Raw genomic sequence first — 14,102 nt, forward strand, 5'->3', positions numbered from 1 at the left:
GGGGCCGGCTGGCCCCGCCTTCGTTCAAAGGGTGATTATTGGTGGCTGACCACAATCAAACGCAGGGCGTCTAAATCGACTTGTGCGTGTTGAATATGATGCGACAAGGTACTGATCTGATCCCGTAGTGCGTCGAGCTCATCATCACGAATATTGGGGTTAACCGTTTTCAGTGCATCGAGCCGTGCTAAGGCCTGATTCAGCTCGCTGTCCATCTCTTGGTGGGCGGCCGTTTGAATCTCAGACAAGGCTTTTTGGGCCAGCGGTTCGCTTTTCTCAATCAGCTGGTGGACTTGGGCTTGAACCGAGTTGACCATTTTACTGCCTAAATGACGATTCACCGGGCTGAGCTGGCGATGAAACGATTCAAACTCAACGTTGGCTGAGAGATCATTGCCGTTCGCATCCAAAAGCAACCGCACCGGCGTTTGCGGTAAAAAGCGATGAATACCCGACGATTTAGGGGCTTGTGCATCAATGGTGTAAATCAGTTCAACAAACAGGGTTCCCACAGGCAGCGCTTTGTTTTTGAGCAAAGAGACCGCGGTGGTGCCGATGTTTTCGCTCAGCAATAAGTCGATACCGCCACGCACGATCGGGTGCTCCCAAGAGACAAACTGCACATCTTCGCGACTGAGTGCCGTATCGCGGTCGAAGGTCAGTGTGCACCCATCCGTTGGTAGGCCAGGGTAACTGGGCACCATCATCTGCTCCGACGGCTTGACCACGATGGCGTTTTCACCTTTGTCATCTTGATTAACGCCGATGGTATCAAACAGACCGAGCGTGAAGGTGACAAGGCCCGTATCGCCATCTTGATCGGCGATGGTTTGCGCCAGCTGCTTGGCAGCCTCCCCGCCGTGTGAGTGCATCTCGAGCAGTTTATCGCGGCCTTGCTCCATTTCTGCTTTAAGGCGTTGATTCATGGCGGCGCTATCGTGAATGAGCGTATTTAGCGCATCATCATGTTGATTATTGGCTAACAGGGTTAACAATGTCTCGCCATACTGCTCAAACACCGCACGGCCGGTTGGGCAGGTATCCTCAAAGGCATCAAGCCCTTCGTGATACCAACGCGCTAAAATGGTTTGCGCTGTGCCTTCAAGGTAAGGAACGTGAATGGCAATATCTTGACGCTGACCAATACGATCAAGGCGACCAATGCGCTGCTCGAGCAAGTCGGGGTTCATCGGTAAGTCGAACATCACCAGCTGATGGGCAAACTGGAAGTTCCGGCCTTCTGAGCCAATTTCAGAGCAAATCAAGACTTGAGCCCCGCCTTCCTCTTGGGCAAAGTACGCTGCCGCTTTATCACGCTCAACAATCGACATGCCTTCATGGAACACGGTGCCACGGATCCCCTCACGCTCGCGCAAGGCCTGCTCAAGCGTCAGTGCGGTTTGCGCGCGTGAGCAAATGATCAGTACTTTGTCGCGACGGTGGGTTTTTAAATAATCCAGCAACCAATCGATACGTGGGTCAAAGCCCCACCAGCTGGCACTATCGCCCTCAAACTGCTGATAAATATCTTCAGGATAAAGATTTTGTACCGCTTTTTGTTCGCTCGAGCTTGTGCGTCCCATCATGCCCGCCACCCGCATGGCAGTTTGATACTGGCTCGGTAACGCCATAGGGTGCATGTGCAGATGCCGGCTAGGGAAGCCACTGATGGCAGCCCGCGTGTTACGGAACAAAACGCGCCCGGTACCGTGGCGATCCATTAAATCATCAATCAGCTGTTGGCGAGCGGTGTGCTTGGTTGCATCATCATCGCTATCAATAGCGCTGAAGCGTTCATCAAGCTCGTCACTTTGCAATAGCGCCCGAATGCTACGTTGGGCATTATCACTTAACGGGGCATCGGCAAGTAGCGCTTCAACCGCCTCGGCGACAGGGGCATATTGTTCGGCTTCTTCAACAAAGGCGTCATAATCATAAAAACGATCAGGGTCGAGCAGGCGTAAACGCGCAAAATGACTTTGCTGACCTAACTGCTCAGGGGTCGCGGTGAGTAACAACACCCCAGGGGTATGCTCAGCAATGCTTTCGATAATCTGATATTCACGGCTCGGTGCCGTTGGTGTCCAGGTTAAATGGTGTGCTTCGTCCACCACCAATAAGTCCCAATGGGTGTCACAGACTTGCTCGACGCGACGCCGGTTTTTGCGTAAAAACTCCAGTGAACATAACACCAGTTGCTGGGTATCAAATGGGTTGGGTGAGTCAGCAAAGGCCTCGACACAGCGCTCTTCGTCAAAAATAGAGAAGTGCAGATTAAAGCGGCGCATCATCTCGACCAACCACTGATGCTGCAAGGTTTCTGGAACCACGATCAGTACCCGCTCGGCTTGGCCTGCAAGCACTTGCTGGTGAATGATCATGCCCGCTTCAATGGTTTTCCCTAAGCCGACTTCATCCGCGAGCAAAACCCGCGGTGCGTGACGACGACCCACCTCATGGGCAATGTAAAGTTGATGAGGAATTAATCCAGCACGCATCCCCGTCAACCCCCGTAGAGGGCTACGCAACTGCTGATGCTGATTGGTTAACGCCCGATAACGCAACGCAAAACGATCCATGCGGTCAAGTTGACCGGCAAAGAGTTTGTCTTGCGGCTTGTTAAAGCGGATCTGATGGCTGAGTAAGATTTCACGCAGCGAGACTTCGTCTTCCTCGGTGTCTTCGCGATAGCCGTAATAGGTCAACACCCCGTCGTTTTCTTCAACGCGCGAGACGGTCATGGTCCAGCCCTCGTGACTTTCTACCTCATCGCCGGGGTTGAACATCACCCGAGTCACGGGCGCATCATGGCTGGCGTACAGCCGTGTTTCATCACTAGCAGGAAACATTAGGGTCACGGTACGGCCATCAACGGACACCACAGTGCCCAGTCCAAGATCATGCTCCGTATCACTGATCCAACGTTGTCCAAGCGCAAATGACATAAGGGAAAACCTCTGAATTAACTCGATTGTCGAAAGACTCGGTGCCGCGCAAACGCAACCCGATTAAATAGTGTGTTATTCAGTGTGGCACTGAAAAAATTGGTCGCCAATAGTACTCGAACTTGTGAGGAGGGTCACGATGAAACTCCATCAATCGCGGCAAAGATCGTCTTGACATACAAACGTCATCAACGCGCGGCAAAGATGAAAACGTGAACTGGCACAATCAAACAAGTTGGGCGATGCGCAACGGCCAGGTCTATGCTTACTTTAAGCGCTGTCATCGACAGTGAATTGCCGACACAGGAGGTGCCTATGGGCGACGCCGACCGGAAGCTGTTTGTATTAGACACTAACATTCTCCTCCACGAACCTTTCGCCATCTATTCCTTCCAAGAACACGATGTCGTGATTCCTATGACCGTCCTCGAAGAGCTTGACCGTATTAAAGATAGCAAGCGTGATGTCTCTCGGGATGCCCGTGTGGCGATTCGTGCCTTGGAAGATATCTTTAAAGAAGCCACACCCGATGAAATTGGCGAGGGTATTGTGGTTGGTAAAGGCGATGCGACGGGTACCGTCTCCATTCTGGCTGATTTTGAGATTAAAGAAACGGTCCATGCCTTTGCCGATAAAGCGGGCGATAATCGCATTTTAAATGCGGTGTTATACCTTCAAACCAAACGCTCACCGCGCAAAGTCGTGCTGGTGACCAAAGATATCAATATGCGCCTGCGCGCCAAAGGGGCGGGGGTGATGTATGTCGAGGATTACCGTACCGACCAACTGATTGATGATGTTCGGTTGCTCACCAAAGGCTTCCATCAATGTGCGGGCAGTTTTTGGGATAAAGTGGGGCAATGCGACAGCCAGGCCTATGGCTCCGAAACACGCCACACATTACCGGCTGAGCTATTAGAAACGCCTTTTGTGAACCAGTACTTATTGGATGAAAGTGACGACTTCGCCGCACGAGTACAAGCCATTGATGGTGATAAAGCGATCATCAAAGATCTCAGTCGAGAGCGATTAATGCACCGTGCTGCTTGGGATGTTAAACCGAAAAATATCTACCAAGGCATGGCAATGGATGCGTTGCTTGATCCCACGATTGATCTAACCATTCTGACAGGGCCTGCAGGCTGTGGGAAAACGATTTTAGCCATGGCTGCGGCATTAGAGTTAGTGGTAGAAAAGGGCATGTACGATAAGATTATCGTTACCCGTAATACGCCAGATATTGGCGAGTCGATTGGTTTTCTCCCCGGGACAGAAGAAGAGAAAATGCTGCCATGGCTCGGCGCAGTGACCGATACCCTCGAAGCGTTACACATGAATGATGAATGCACTGACGGTTCGATGCGCTACATTATGGAAAAAGCGAATCTGCAGTTTAAATCGATTAACTTTATGCGCGGACGCTCGATTCAAAACGCGTTTGTGATTTTGGATGAGTGCCAAAACCTGACCGCCTCTCAGCTTAAAACCATTATCACCCGTTGTGGGGAGGGGACTAAGTTAGTGTGCTCGGGGAACTTAGCGCAAATCGACTCTTCCTATTTGACACCTGTAACATCCGGACTGACTTACATTGTCGAGCGGTTTAAAAACTTTGAAGGCAGTGCGTGTGTGTACCTCAATGGTGTGGTGCGAAGCCGGCTGGCTGAGTTTGCCGAAGAGAACCTTTAACCATCAAGGTGGCGGCCTCTATGCCGCCACTGATGGGGTTACGCCGTGACACCGATATAATCACGCATGATGGCTGGCGGTGTTTTGAGCGTATCAACCGGATCGTGAAGCTGGATTCGGCCATTATCGAGATAGATAAATTGATTGGCGATCGCTTGTGCATCGTCTGGATGGTGAGTGACCATCACCACCGTCGTGCCTTGTTCTTGAGCGGTACGTTTGACCAAGGCTAACATGTCTTGTTTTAGCGCCGGATCAAGTGCCGAAAAGGGTTCATCGAGCAGTAATAAAGGCTGGTTGCGTGCGATGCTTCTCCCCAAGGCGATGCGTTGGCGTTGGCCGCCCGATAGTTGGCTGGGTAGACGAGATAAATAATCGGTCAACCCTACTGCGTGTGCAGCATGGCGCACGGCCTCTTGCTGTGTGGCCGTGAGTTTAAGCGAGGGAGACAAGCCAATTGCCATGTTGTCGAATACTGACAAATGGGTAAATACGTTGTGCTCTTGAAACAAGATAGACAGTGGCCGCTGGTGGGCGGGCGTCGTGGTGACAGGCTTGCCATCAATGGTGATCTCGCCACTATCTGGCGCGATCAGCCCAGCAATCAGTGATAATAAGGTGCTTTTGCCTGCACCGCTGGGCCCGAGCACAGCCACAATCTCTCCAGGGGCTATTTGGGCATCAAAGATCATCCAATCTTGCTGGTAACGATAGTGGACATTGGAAAGCGTCAGCATGCGTGTCTCCATTGGATCAGACGAGTGATTAGGGCATAGCAACCCAAACTGGTAAGCAGTAATAGCATGGCAGCGGCAGCGCCTGCGTCCATTTGGTAGCTCCCCATCAAGCGAAACAAATAGAGCGGCAGGGTTTGAAAATTTTGGCTACCAAAAAGTGCGATCGCACTAAGATCGCCCATCGATAACACAAAACTCACCGCCACGCCGCGCGCGATCGGGGCGCGTAAACACTGCCATTCGATAAGACGTAGACGGTTGACACCTTTTAGCCCCAAGGTAGCGCAAAGATTGTGATAGGACTGGGCAAGTTGATAGGCGGGCGCGCTCAGTACTTTTATTAAATAGGGCAACGCCATCAGGGCGTTCACGGCCATCACCAACCACAGCGCCAAGCTGAATACATCGCTAAACTGGCGAAACAGTAAAAAAAGCCCGGTACTGAGGACAATACTGGGTACCACTAAAATCATCGCCCCTAACGTTTCAATGCCATTCGCTTGTTTCTTACGCCCGTTCAAGCGCCAATGACGACTGGCTAAGATGACAGAGGTGGCCAACACGAAGGCCAAGACGATTGCTCCGGTAGCGATAAGCAGTGAATGCATGGTGGCTTGCCATAATGCCGTGTCGCTCAGCACAATTAACGCGCTAGGGTTAAGGCCACGCGCGATCACAACCCCGAGAGGTGGTAGAACCAACAATAAAGTCAGCGCAATCCAGAGACTGTCCCAACACTTCGCCGTGCGACTATCGAGTGCCGATGGAAGCGGTTGCACTTCGCTGGGGGTGTTGGCAATCGGCCGAGTCAGTGTTTGCACAATAAAAGCAAAGGTGCCGCACAAGAGCATTTGCCACAGCGCCAGAGCGGCACCGGTTTGTAAGTCAAAATCAAAATGAATGGCTTGATAGATAGCCAATTCAATGGTGGTCGCTTTGGGGCCACCGCCTAATGCCATCACGGTGGCGAAGCTGGTGAAACACAACATGAATACCAGTCCGACGACATGGGGTAGACTTTGCCGCAGATAAGGCCATTCAAGGTGGCGAAAACGTTGCCAGCCTCTTAGACCAAGCTGGGTTGCCAGGCGCCTTTGATCCGCCGGGATCCCTTCCAAGGCCTGCACCATCAATTGGGCCGAAAAAGGCAGGTTAAAGAAAACATGCGCAAGCAAAATGCCGCTTAAGCCATAGAGAGAAAATGGCATCGCAGCATCAAAGTACGCGAAGGCTTGTGCAATCCAACCGCTACGGCCGTAGATGGCAACCAATCCAAACACGCCCACCAATACCGGCAGCACCAGGGTCATGGCAAACAGTTTGAGTAGCCAAGCTTTCCCTGGAAATTGTCGCCGAGCCAGCGCATGGGCCACAGGAATGGCGAGCCCAACGCTGAGCACCACAGATAAGGTAGCCTGCTTAAAGCTAAACAGCGTGACATGGCGCAGATAGGCATCTTGCCACAGGGCGGACAGCTTCAAGTCTTGACTGTGTAAGAACAGCGCCCAGAGTGCGCTGCCAATTAATAACACGACCAAGCTGGCCGCGAGACTGCCCGGCCAGGTTCGAGAAGGGTTGAGCATCGACGTTATTCAACCAAAGCGGTTTGCCAATCGCGCACCCATTGCTGACGGTTACCCATCACTTCATCGGGCTGGTACAACAGGCTCTCTTCTGGTTTGTTCAGCGTATAGAAGGCGTCAGGCAAGCTAACATCGGTGACCGGGTACATCCACTGCGTGGTTGGGATCACAGACTGTGCTGTGTCACTGAGCATAAATTGTAGAAACGCATCGGCGCGTTCTGGTTGGTCGGTATAAGCAGACTTCGCCGCCACTTCAATTTGCATATAATGGCCTTCTTCAAACATGGCGGCGGCAAAGCGGTCATCATCGTCAGCGACCAGGTGATAGGCGGGCGAAGAGGTGTATGAAAGCACCATATCTGCCTCTTTGTTGAGGAACATGTTGTACGCTTCGGTCCAGCCTTTGGTCACGGTAATAGTGTTGTCGGCAAGGTCGCGCCATGCCTGCTGGCTTTGATCGCCGTATACTTTTTGGATCCACAGCATCAAGCCTTGGCCAACTGTTGACACACGTGGATCTTGGTAAATCACACTGATATCGTCACGCTCCTCAATCAAAGCCTTCAAGCTTTTGGGCGGGTCGAGCAAACGCGTGGTGTCATACACAAAGGCAAAGTAGCCGTAATCGTAGGGGATAAAGTAGGGATTATCCCAACCGCCGGGTACCTGTAGGCGCTCCGTATTCACCGCGTGCTCGGCGACAATGCCGCTACGCTCAGCTTCTTTCATCAAGTTAGTATCCATACCGAGTACAATATCAGCCTTGGTAGTATTGCCTTCGATACGTAAGCGATTAAGCAGAGCAGCACCGTCACTAAGAGACACAAACTCTAATTGGCAGTCACAGCGTTTTTCAAATTCGGCTTTGATTTTTGGCCCTGCGCCCCAATCGGCGATAAAAGAATCATAGGTATAGACCGTTAGAGGGTCGGCGGCACGGGCGCTGAGTGATAACAGCGATAAAGAAACCAGAGTGAGAACAGAGATCATAACTTTCACAGCACGCTCCTAAGTTGGGCGTGGGTGTTGAGGCAAGTTGATGGCAACATCAAGTCTCAATCCCTACGCCAGTGTTAGCTGGATCAGGTTCGATGGGTTTAGCGCCGCGCGCAATCTCAGCCATGAGGCTCCCCAATGAGTACGGTGCTATTGTACTGATTGGCTTAGTGTTCACCAAGCCTTTTAGTCCGCGAGTTGGTTAAGCGTCCAGTCGTAGTCATAATCCAAGCGTGCATCCTTGGGAAGCTTGATGTCTCTATATTGATTGATATGGGTGATCACCCCTTGTTCACTGCCGCCAAAGTCAGTCTCAAACCACTCATAGATAGAAGAAAGCTGCCACTGATTACCCTGCTGACTCACGCCTTTATCACTATTAATAAAGGTGTAGGCAGCTTGTTCTAATTGCGCATCCAAGGTGTCGGCTTGAAAGGCTTGCGGTTGCAGGTTAGGACAGCCAAGGCTGGCACAATTGACCGCATAGTGGGTACGCGGATCTTGCCATAGCGGACGCAAAATACGGTGTTCGATATCATTGAGCGTGAGGGCTTCGCCCGCCACCGTCACTACGTCATCATCCCACGGACCAAAGCTAAAGAGTCCACCGAGTTTGGTGATAGAACCGACTGGATAGGCGTCCAAAATCAGCGTCACCGTGACCGCATTGTAAAGGTTGACCCAGTAAGCATATTGTTCGTCTTTGCTCAGGGTGCGCGGATCGCGCTTGGTAAGCATGCGAATGTAATGATCGAGGGTCGCTTTATCGGCCTCGGTGACGGCTGCGTAGTTAAATAAGGTGTGCTGCCCCTGAGGCTGTAAATACTTATCGAGTAATACTTGCCAACTGTGATGCGTGAAGGTGGCTTGGCTGTCAGGATTATGTGCATCCCACATTGCCCAGTAGTCCGCTTTGGGCGCGGCTTGACTGATGAGCGGAAACACTAGCCCGAACAGAAGTATCAAATGTTTTTGCATTGTCAGTCCTTAATGCGATCAAACCTTCTTTGAGACTAGACCAAGCGAGTCAGCGGTTGGTTTCATTGAGGATAGAAAAATGGGAAGGAACGCCAATAAATGCGGAATAATCAGCACTTATTGGCGAGAGATGAGTGGATGGTATTACACCAAAAAATCAGGTATTTGCTGCTCAAAGCGCGAAATTTCCGCTTCGTGCTGTAACGTCAGCCCGATACTATCCAAACCTTCGAGTAAGCAATGATGGCGAAAATCATCCATCTGGAAGCTAAAGCAGTGTTCACCGGCACGGATGGTTTGGGCGGGCAAATCTAGCGTTACCGTCGCACCTTCATTTTCGGCCACATACGTAAATAAAGCATCGATTTGGCCTTCTTCAAGGGTCACCGGCACCATTTGGTTATTAATGCAGTTGCCATAGAAAATATCGGCAAAACTGGGGGCGATAATCACTTTAAAACCGTAATCATCCAGCGCCCAAGGAGCATGTTCGCGTGACGAGCCACAGCCAAAGTTTTCGCGGGTGAGTAACACGCTCGCCCCTTGGTAGCGCGCTTGATTGAGCACAAACTCGGGGTTCGGCTGTTTGCCCGCATCGTCTAAAAAGCGCCAATCGTGAAACAGGTGCTGGCCGAATCCGGTGCGGGTGACTTTTTGCAAAAACTGTTTGGGGATGATCGCATCGGTGTCGACGTTTGCCGCATCCAATGGGGCAACAATGCCGGTATGAGTGTGTATGCCTGACATAAGGCCTCCTTATAATTGGTTAACGTCAACAAAGTGACCGGCAATGGCGGCAGCAGCGGCCATGGCTGGGCTGACCAAGTGGGTACGGCCTTCACGGCCTTGGCGGCCTTCAAAGTTACGGTTGCTGGTCGATGCACAGCGCTCTTTGGGGCCTAAGCGATCGTTGTTCATCGCCAAGCACATTGAGCAGCCGGGTAAGCGCCACTCAAAGCCCGCCTCGCGGAAAATCACATCCAGCCCTTCTTGCTCTGCTTGGGCACGCACTTGCTCTGAGCCTGGCACCACCATGGCATGGACGCTATCTGCGACGTGCCGACCTTTGGCGACCGCCGCGGCTGCGCGCATGTCCTCAATTCGAGAGTTGGTGCATGAGCCAATAAAGACTTTATCAATTTGGATATCTGTTATGGCTTGGCCTGCGGTTAGCCCCATGTATTTCAGCGCGCGTTCCGCCGAGTGGCGCGCGATCGGATCTGCCATGTGCTCAGGGGCCGGCACGCTATCGTGCACACTAACCACTTGGCCGGGGTTGGTCCCCCAGGTGACCTGATGATGAATTTGACTGCCATCGAGTGTCACGACACGATCAAATTGCGCATCGGCATCCGAGTGCAAGGTTTGCCAAAAATCGACCGCTTGCTGCCATTGTTCACCTTTAGGAGCAAATTTCTTGTCTTTTAAATAGGCAAATGTGGTCTCATCGGGGGCGATCAGGCCAGCTTTCGCGCCCAATTCGATCGCCATGTTGCAGACCGTCATTCGCCCTTCCATGGACAAGTCGGTAATGGCGTCACCGCAAAATTCCACCACGTGTCCGGTGCCGCCGGCATGACCGACTTGGCCGATAATCGCTAGGACAATGTCTTTGGCGGTGATCCCGGGGGCGGTTTTGCCCGTGACTTCAATTTTCATCGTGCGGGCGCGGGATTGCTTGAGCGTTTGGGTGGCCAGTACGTGTTCGACTTCGGAAGTACCAATACCAAAGGCCAGTGCACCAAAAGCACCGTGAGTTGCCGTATGAGAATCACCACAGACGATGGTATTGCCAGGCAAAGTAATCCCTAACTCGGGACCCATCACATGGACAATGCCTTGGTAGGGGTGATTCAAGTCGTACAGGGTGACGCCAAATTCTTCGCAGTTTTTAGCCAAGGTTTCCATTTGGATGCGCGCCATTTCCCCTGACGCGTTAATGTCTTTGGTTTCGGTGGAAACATTGTGATCCATGGTGGCGAAGGTTTTGCTCACTTGGCGCACCGGACGGCCTTTCTCTCTCAGGCCGTCAAACGCTTGTGGTGAGGTCACCTCATGCACCAAGTGACGGTCGATATACAGCAGCGGCGCTTCGCCTGGTTGCTCAGTGACCACGTGAGACTGGTGAATTTTTTCGTACAAGGTCTTGGCGCCTTGCTGGGTGTTTGCATTCGACATAGCTCGTATCCTTACGGGTAATGATTATGCGCCTTGGCGGATATAGGCGGCGATACGATCGCCCATCTGCTCGGTGCTCAGTGCTGGATGGTTACCGGCCAGATCGGCCGTCAGTTCACCGGCTGCCAGCGCTTGGCTCACTGCGTGTTCAATTGCACAGGCCGCGTTTTCTTCGCCCAACGAGTAACGCAGCATAAGTGCCGCCGATAAAATCTGCGCCACTGGATTAGCAATGTTTTGCCCGGCGATATCGGGCGCGGAGCCACCGGCTGGCTCATACAAGCCAAATTTACTCGCGTTCAAACTGGCTGAGGGCAGCATGCCCATAGAGCCTGTGATCATCGCGCACTCATCAGAGATGATGTCGCCGAAAATATTTGAACACAGCATCACATCAAATTGCGACGGGTCTTTAATCAGCTGCATGGTAGCGTTGTCGATATACATATGGCTTAAGCTGACATCCGGATAATCTTTTGCCACCGCTTCTACCACCTCGCGCCACAGCATCGAGCTTTGCAGCACATTGGCTTTGTCGATTGAGCACACTTGTTTGTGGCGAAGCTGGGCGGATTGAAAGGCGATGTGTGCGATGCGCTCAATTTCATAGCGATGATAGACTTCCGTATCAAACGCCTTTTCCTCGCGCCCTTCGCCTTCGCGCCCTTTGGGCTCACCAAAATAAATCCCGCCGGTCAGCTCTCGTACCACCACGATATTAAAACCTTGGTCGGCAATATCGGCGCGCAGCGGACAAAAGCTTTCGAGACCAGTATGGATTTGTGCCGGACGCAAATTACAAAACAGACCAAAGTGCTTGCGTAGCGGCAGTAAAGCACCGCGCTCCGGTTGTTCGGTCGCGGGTAAATGCTCCCATTTAGGGCCGCCGACTGAGCCGAATAAAATCGCATCGGCTTTTTCACAGCCAGCCAAGGTGTGTGCGGGCAGCGGCGAGCCATGGGCGTCGATTGCAGCACCGCCAACCGGATAATGCTGACGTTCAAAGGTGACAGCGAATCGCTCGCTAACCGCATCAAGCACTTTTTCGGCTTGCGCCATCACTTCGGGGCCGATACCGTCGCCGGGTAAAATTGCAATTTGGTGTGCGCTAGCCATGGTTATACTGTCTCCTGTTTTAAATGGGATTGTTCCTTAATCTGCGCAATTTTGTTGGCGCGATAAATAGCATTGATCACGTTTAATAAAGCTTCGCCGGAGGCCTCGATAATATCGGTTGATACCCCGGTGCCGTGATATTTACGGCCTTTGTAGTTGGCAATGATATCGGCTTGGCCGAGGCCATCTTCCCCTTCTCCTTTGGCGGTCAGATCGAATTTATCCAGCTCAATGTCATAGCCGGTGATCCGGTATATGCACTGGTACAAGGCGTCGACGGGACCGTTTCCAATCGCCGCTTCGCGTTTTTCTTCATCGCCACATTGCAACTTGATGCTGGTGGTCGCCATTAAGCTACCCGATTGCACGCCTAAATAATTGAGCTTATAAAAATCGTCCTCTTCTTTGAGGTTGTTGAAGAACATTAAAGCTTCTAAGTCGTAATCGAACACCTGACCTTTACGATCTGCTAATTGCAAGAATGATTGATACAAGGTCTCCAAATCATAGTCTTGCTCGTTGTAGCCAAGGTTATCCATATGGCTTTTCACCGCCGCGCGGCCGGAGCGACTGGTGAGATTCAATGATTTTTTACCCAATCCAATCGACTCTGGCGTCATGATTTCGTAGGTATTTTTGTTTTTCAGCATGCCATCTTGGTGAATGCCAGAAGAGTGGCTAAAGGCATTGGTACCGACCACGGCTTTGTTGGGCTGGATTGGCATGTTGCAAAGTTGGCTAACCAGCTTACTGGTGCGGGCGATTTCAGTATGGTTTAAGCCTGTCTCCACGCCTAACAAGTCAGCGCGGGTTTTTAAGATCATTGCAATTTCTTCCAGCGCACAGTTACCGGCGCGCTCGCCGATGCCATTAATCGTGCCTTCGACTTGGCGGGCGCCGGCCTGTACAGCGGCAATAGAGTTGGCGACCGACATCCCCAAGTCATCATGGCAATGAACAGAAATCACCGCTTTGTCGATATTGGGTACGCGGTTGAACAGGTTGGCAATGATATCGCCAAACTCACTGGGGACCGTATAGCCGACTGTATCTGGGATATTGACCGTGGTGGCGCCAGCATCAATTGCCGCTTCGACCATGCGGCATAAATTATCAATCGGGGTGCGTCCGGCATCTTCGCAGGAAAACTCCACATCATCCGTATACTGGCGCGCATGTTTGACTGCACGCACGCCCATTTCTACTACGTCATCGTAGCTGCGGCGAAGCTTGTCTTTGACATGAATGGTAGAGGTGGACAAAAAGGTGTGGATACGAAAAGCATCGGCGGCTTTGAGCGATTCCGCTGCCACATCAATGTCTTTAGGAACAGCGCGAGACAAAGCACAGACACGGGCATGCTGCATATGCTGAGCAATGGTACGTACGGACTCAAAGTCGCCCGGAGAGGACACAGGAAAGCCAGCTTCAATGATGTCTATTTTCAAACGATCCAAAGCTTGCGCGATTTGCAGTTTCTCTTTGACCGTTAAGCTTGCTGACAACGCTTGTTCGCCGTCACGTAATGTGGTGTCAAACAGAATGACTTGGCTGTTCTCGCTCATGAGTAACTCCCTGTTGTGTTTGCTGGCCGCCGTCATGGCTCTTTAATTGGCGATATGTTTTATTTTGGCGACATTAGATACAAAAAAACCCGCGTCTGGCGCGGGTTTTTGAGATTTGGCATTCACTGTTTTCTGCCCAAAACCTACCCGCGCGACTGGGTCACGATAAGGAGGAGAATGAGGCGTAGGTGAAACAGTGTCATGCTGATGTCCGTCAGTAAATATTCTGTTACCAGAAATAACAGAGCGATGGGGAAAGCGTCAATCTGAAAAAAACAAAACCCGTTTTCTGCGCAATACAAAGGCGAGAAAC

At 51.7% G+C, this 14,102-nt stretch carries 10 protein-coding genes and 1 riboswitch; of the genes, 1 reads left to right on the plus strand and 9 read right to left on the minus strand.

Annotation, left to right across the window (positions count from 1 at the left end):
- Positions 1-35 precede the first annotated feature (35 nt).
- Positions 36-2,945 (minus strand): RNA polymerase-associated protein RapA, encoded by a 2,910-nt coding sequence (gene rapA, locus BZG81_RS02580; RefSeq protein WP_077676669.1) that lies wholly within the window; start codon positions 2,943-2,945, stop codon positions 36-38.
- A gap of 315 nt (positions 2,946-3,260) precedes the next feature.
- Here rapA and BZG81_RS02585 point away from each other — a divergent pair, with 315 nt between their 5' ends.
- The gene (locus BZG81_RS02585; RefSeq protein ID WP_021023363.1) at positions 3,261-4,634 is read left to right on the plus strand and encodes a PhoH family protein; all 1,374 of its coding nucleotides are present in this window, start codon (positions 3,261-3,263) and stop codon (positions 4,632-4,634) included.
- 38 nt (positions 4,635-4,672) lie between these two features.
- On the opposite strand, the gene thiQ is transcribed toward BZG81_RS02585, so the two are convergent.
- The 8 genes from thiQ to leuA all read right to left on the minus strand — a co-directional run bounded on the left by thiQ (position 4,673) and on the right by leuA (position 13,789).
- A complete protein-coding gene (thiQ, locus tag BZG81_RS02590; protein WP_021023364.1) occupies positions 4,673-5,371 on the minus strand; it encodes a thiamine ABC transporter ATP-binding protein in 699 nt (232 codons plus the stop codon).
- Complete coding sequence (gene thiP, locus BZG81_RS02595; RefSeq protein WP_077669225.1) at positions 5,365-6,954, minus strand: thiamine/thiamine pyrophosphate ABC transporter permease; 1,590 nt, start codon at positions 6,952-6,954, stop codon at positions 5,365-5,367. The genes thiQ and thiP overlap by 7 nt, the downstream gene beginning before the upstream one ends.
- Before the next feature lie 5 nt (positions 6,955-6,959).
- Positions 6,960-7,946 (minus strand): thiamine ABC transporter substrate binding subunit, encoded by a 987-nt coding sequence (thiB, locus tag BZG81_RS02600; RefSeq protein WP_108743458.1) that lies wholly within the window; start codon positions 7,944-7,946, stop codon positions 6,960-6,962.
- Between the two features lie 52 nt (positions 7,947-7,998).
- Positions 7,999-8,100: riboswitch (TPP riboswitch) on the minus strand.
- A gap of 38 nt (positions 8,101-8,138) precedes the next feature.
- A complete protein-coding gene (locus BZG81_RS02605) occupies positions 8,139-8,930 on the minus strand; it encodes a DUF547 domain-containing protein (protein ID WP_077676671.1) in 792 nt (263 codons plus the stop codon).
- 144 nt (positions 8,931-9,074) lie between these two features.
- On the minus strand, positions 9,075-9,677 hold the full coding sequence (leuD, locus tag BZG81_RS02610) for a 3-isopropylmalate dehydratase small subunit (protein ID WP_077676672.1): 603 nt from the start codon (positions 9,675-9,677) through the stop codon (positions 9,075-9,077).
- A gap of 9 nt (positions 9,678-9,686) precedes the next feature.
- Positions 9,687-11,108 carry a 3-isopropylmalate dehydratase large subunit gene (gene leuC / locus BZG81_RS02615; protein WP_077660508.1) on the minus strand — a complete coding sequence of 474 codons (1,422 nt, stop codon included), beginning with the start codon at positions 11,106-11,108 and terminating at the stop codon, positions 9,687-9,689.
- Between the two features lie 24 nt (positions 11,109-11,132).
- Complete coding sequence (gene leuB, locus BZG81_RS02620) at positions 11,133-12,224, minus strand: 3-isopropylmalate dehydrogenase (protein WP_077676673.1); 1,092 nt, start codon at positions 12,222-12,224, stop codon at positions 11,133-11,135.
- A gap of 2 nt (positions 12,225-12,226) precedes the next feature.
- Entirely contained in the window at positions 12,227-13,789 is a 1,563-nt protein-coding gene (gene leuA, locus BZG81_RS02625) for a 2-isopropylmalate synthase (protein ID WP_021023371.1), read from the minus strand.
- Positions 13,790-14,102: the final 313 nt, after the last annotated feature.

The sequence above is a fragment of the Salinivibrio sp. MA607 genome (genome assembly GCF_001996245.1).
Taxonomy (GTDB): domain Bacteria; phylum Pseudomonadota; class Gammaproteobacteria; order Enterobacterales; family Vibrionaceae; genus Salinivibrio; species Salinivibrio costicola.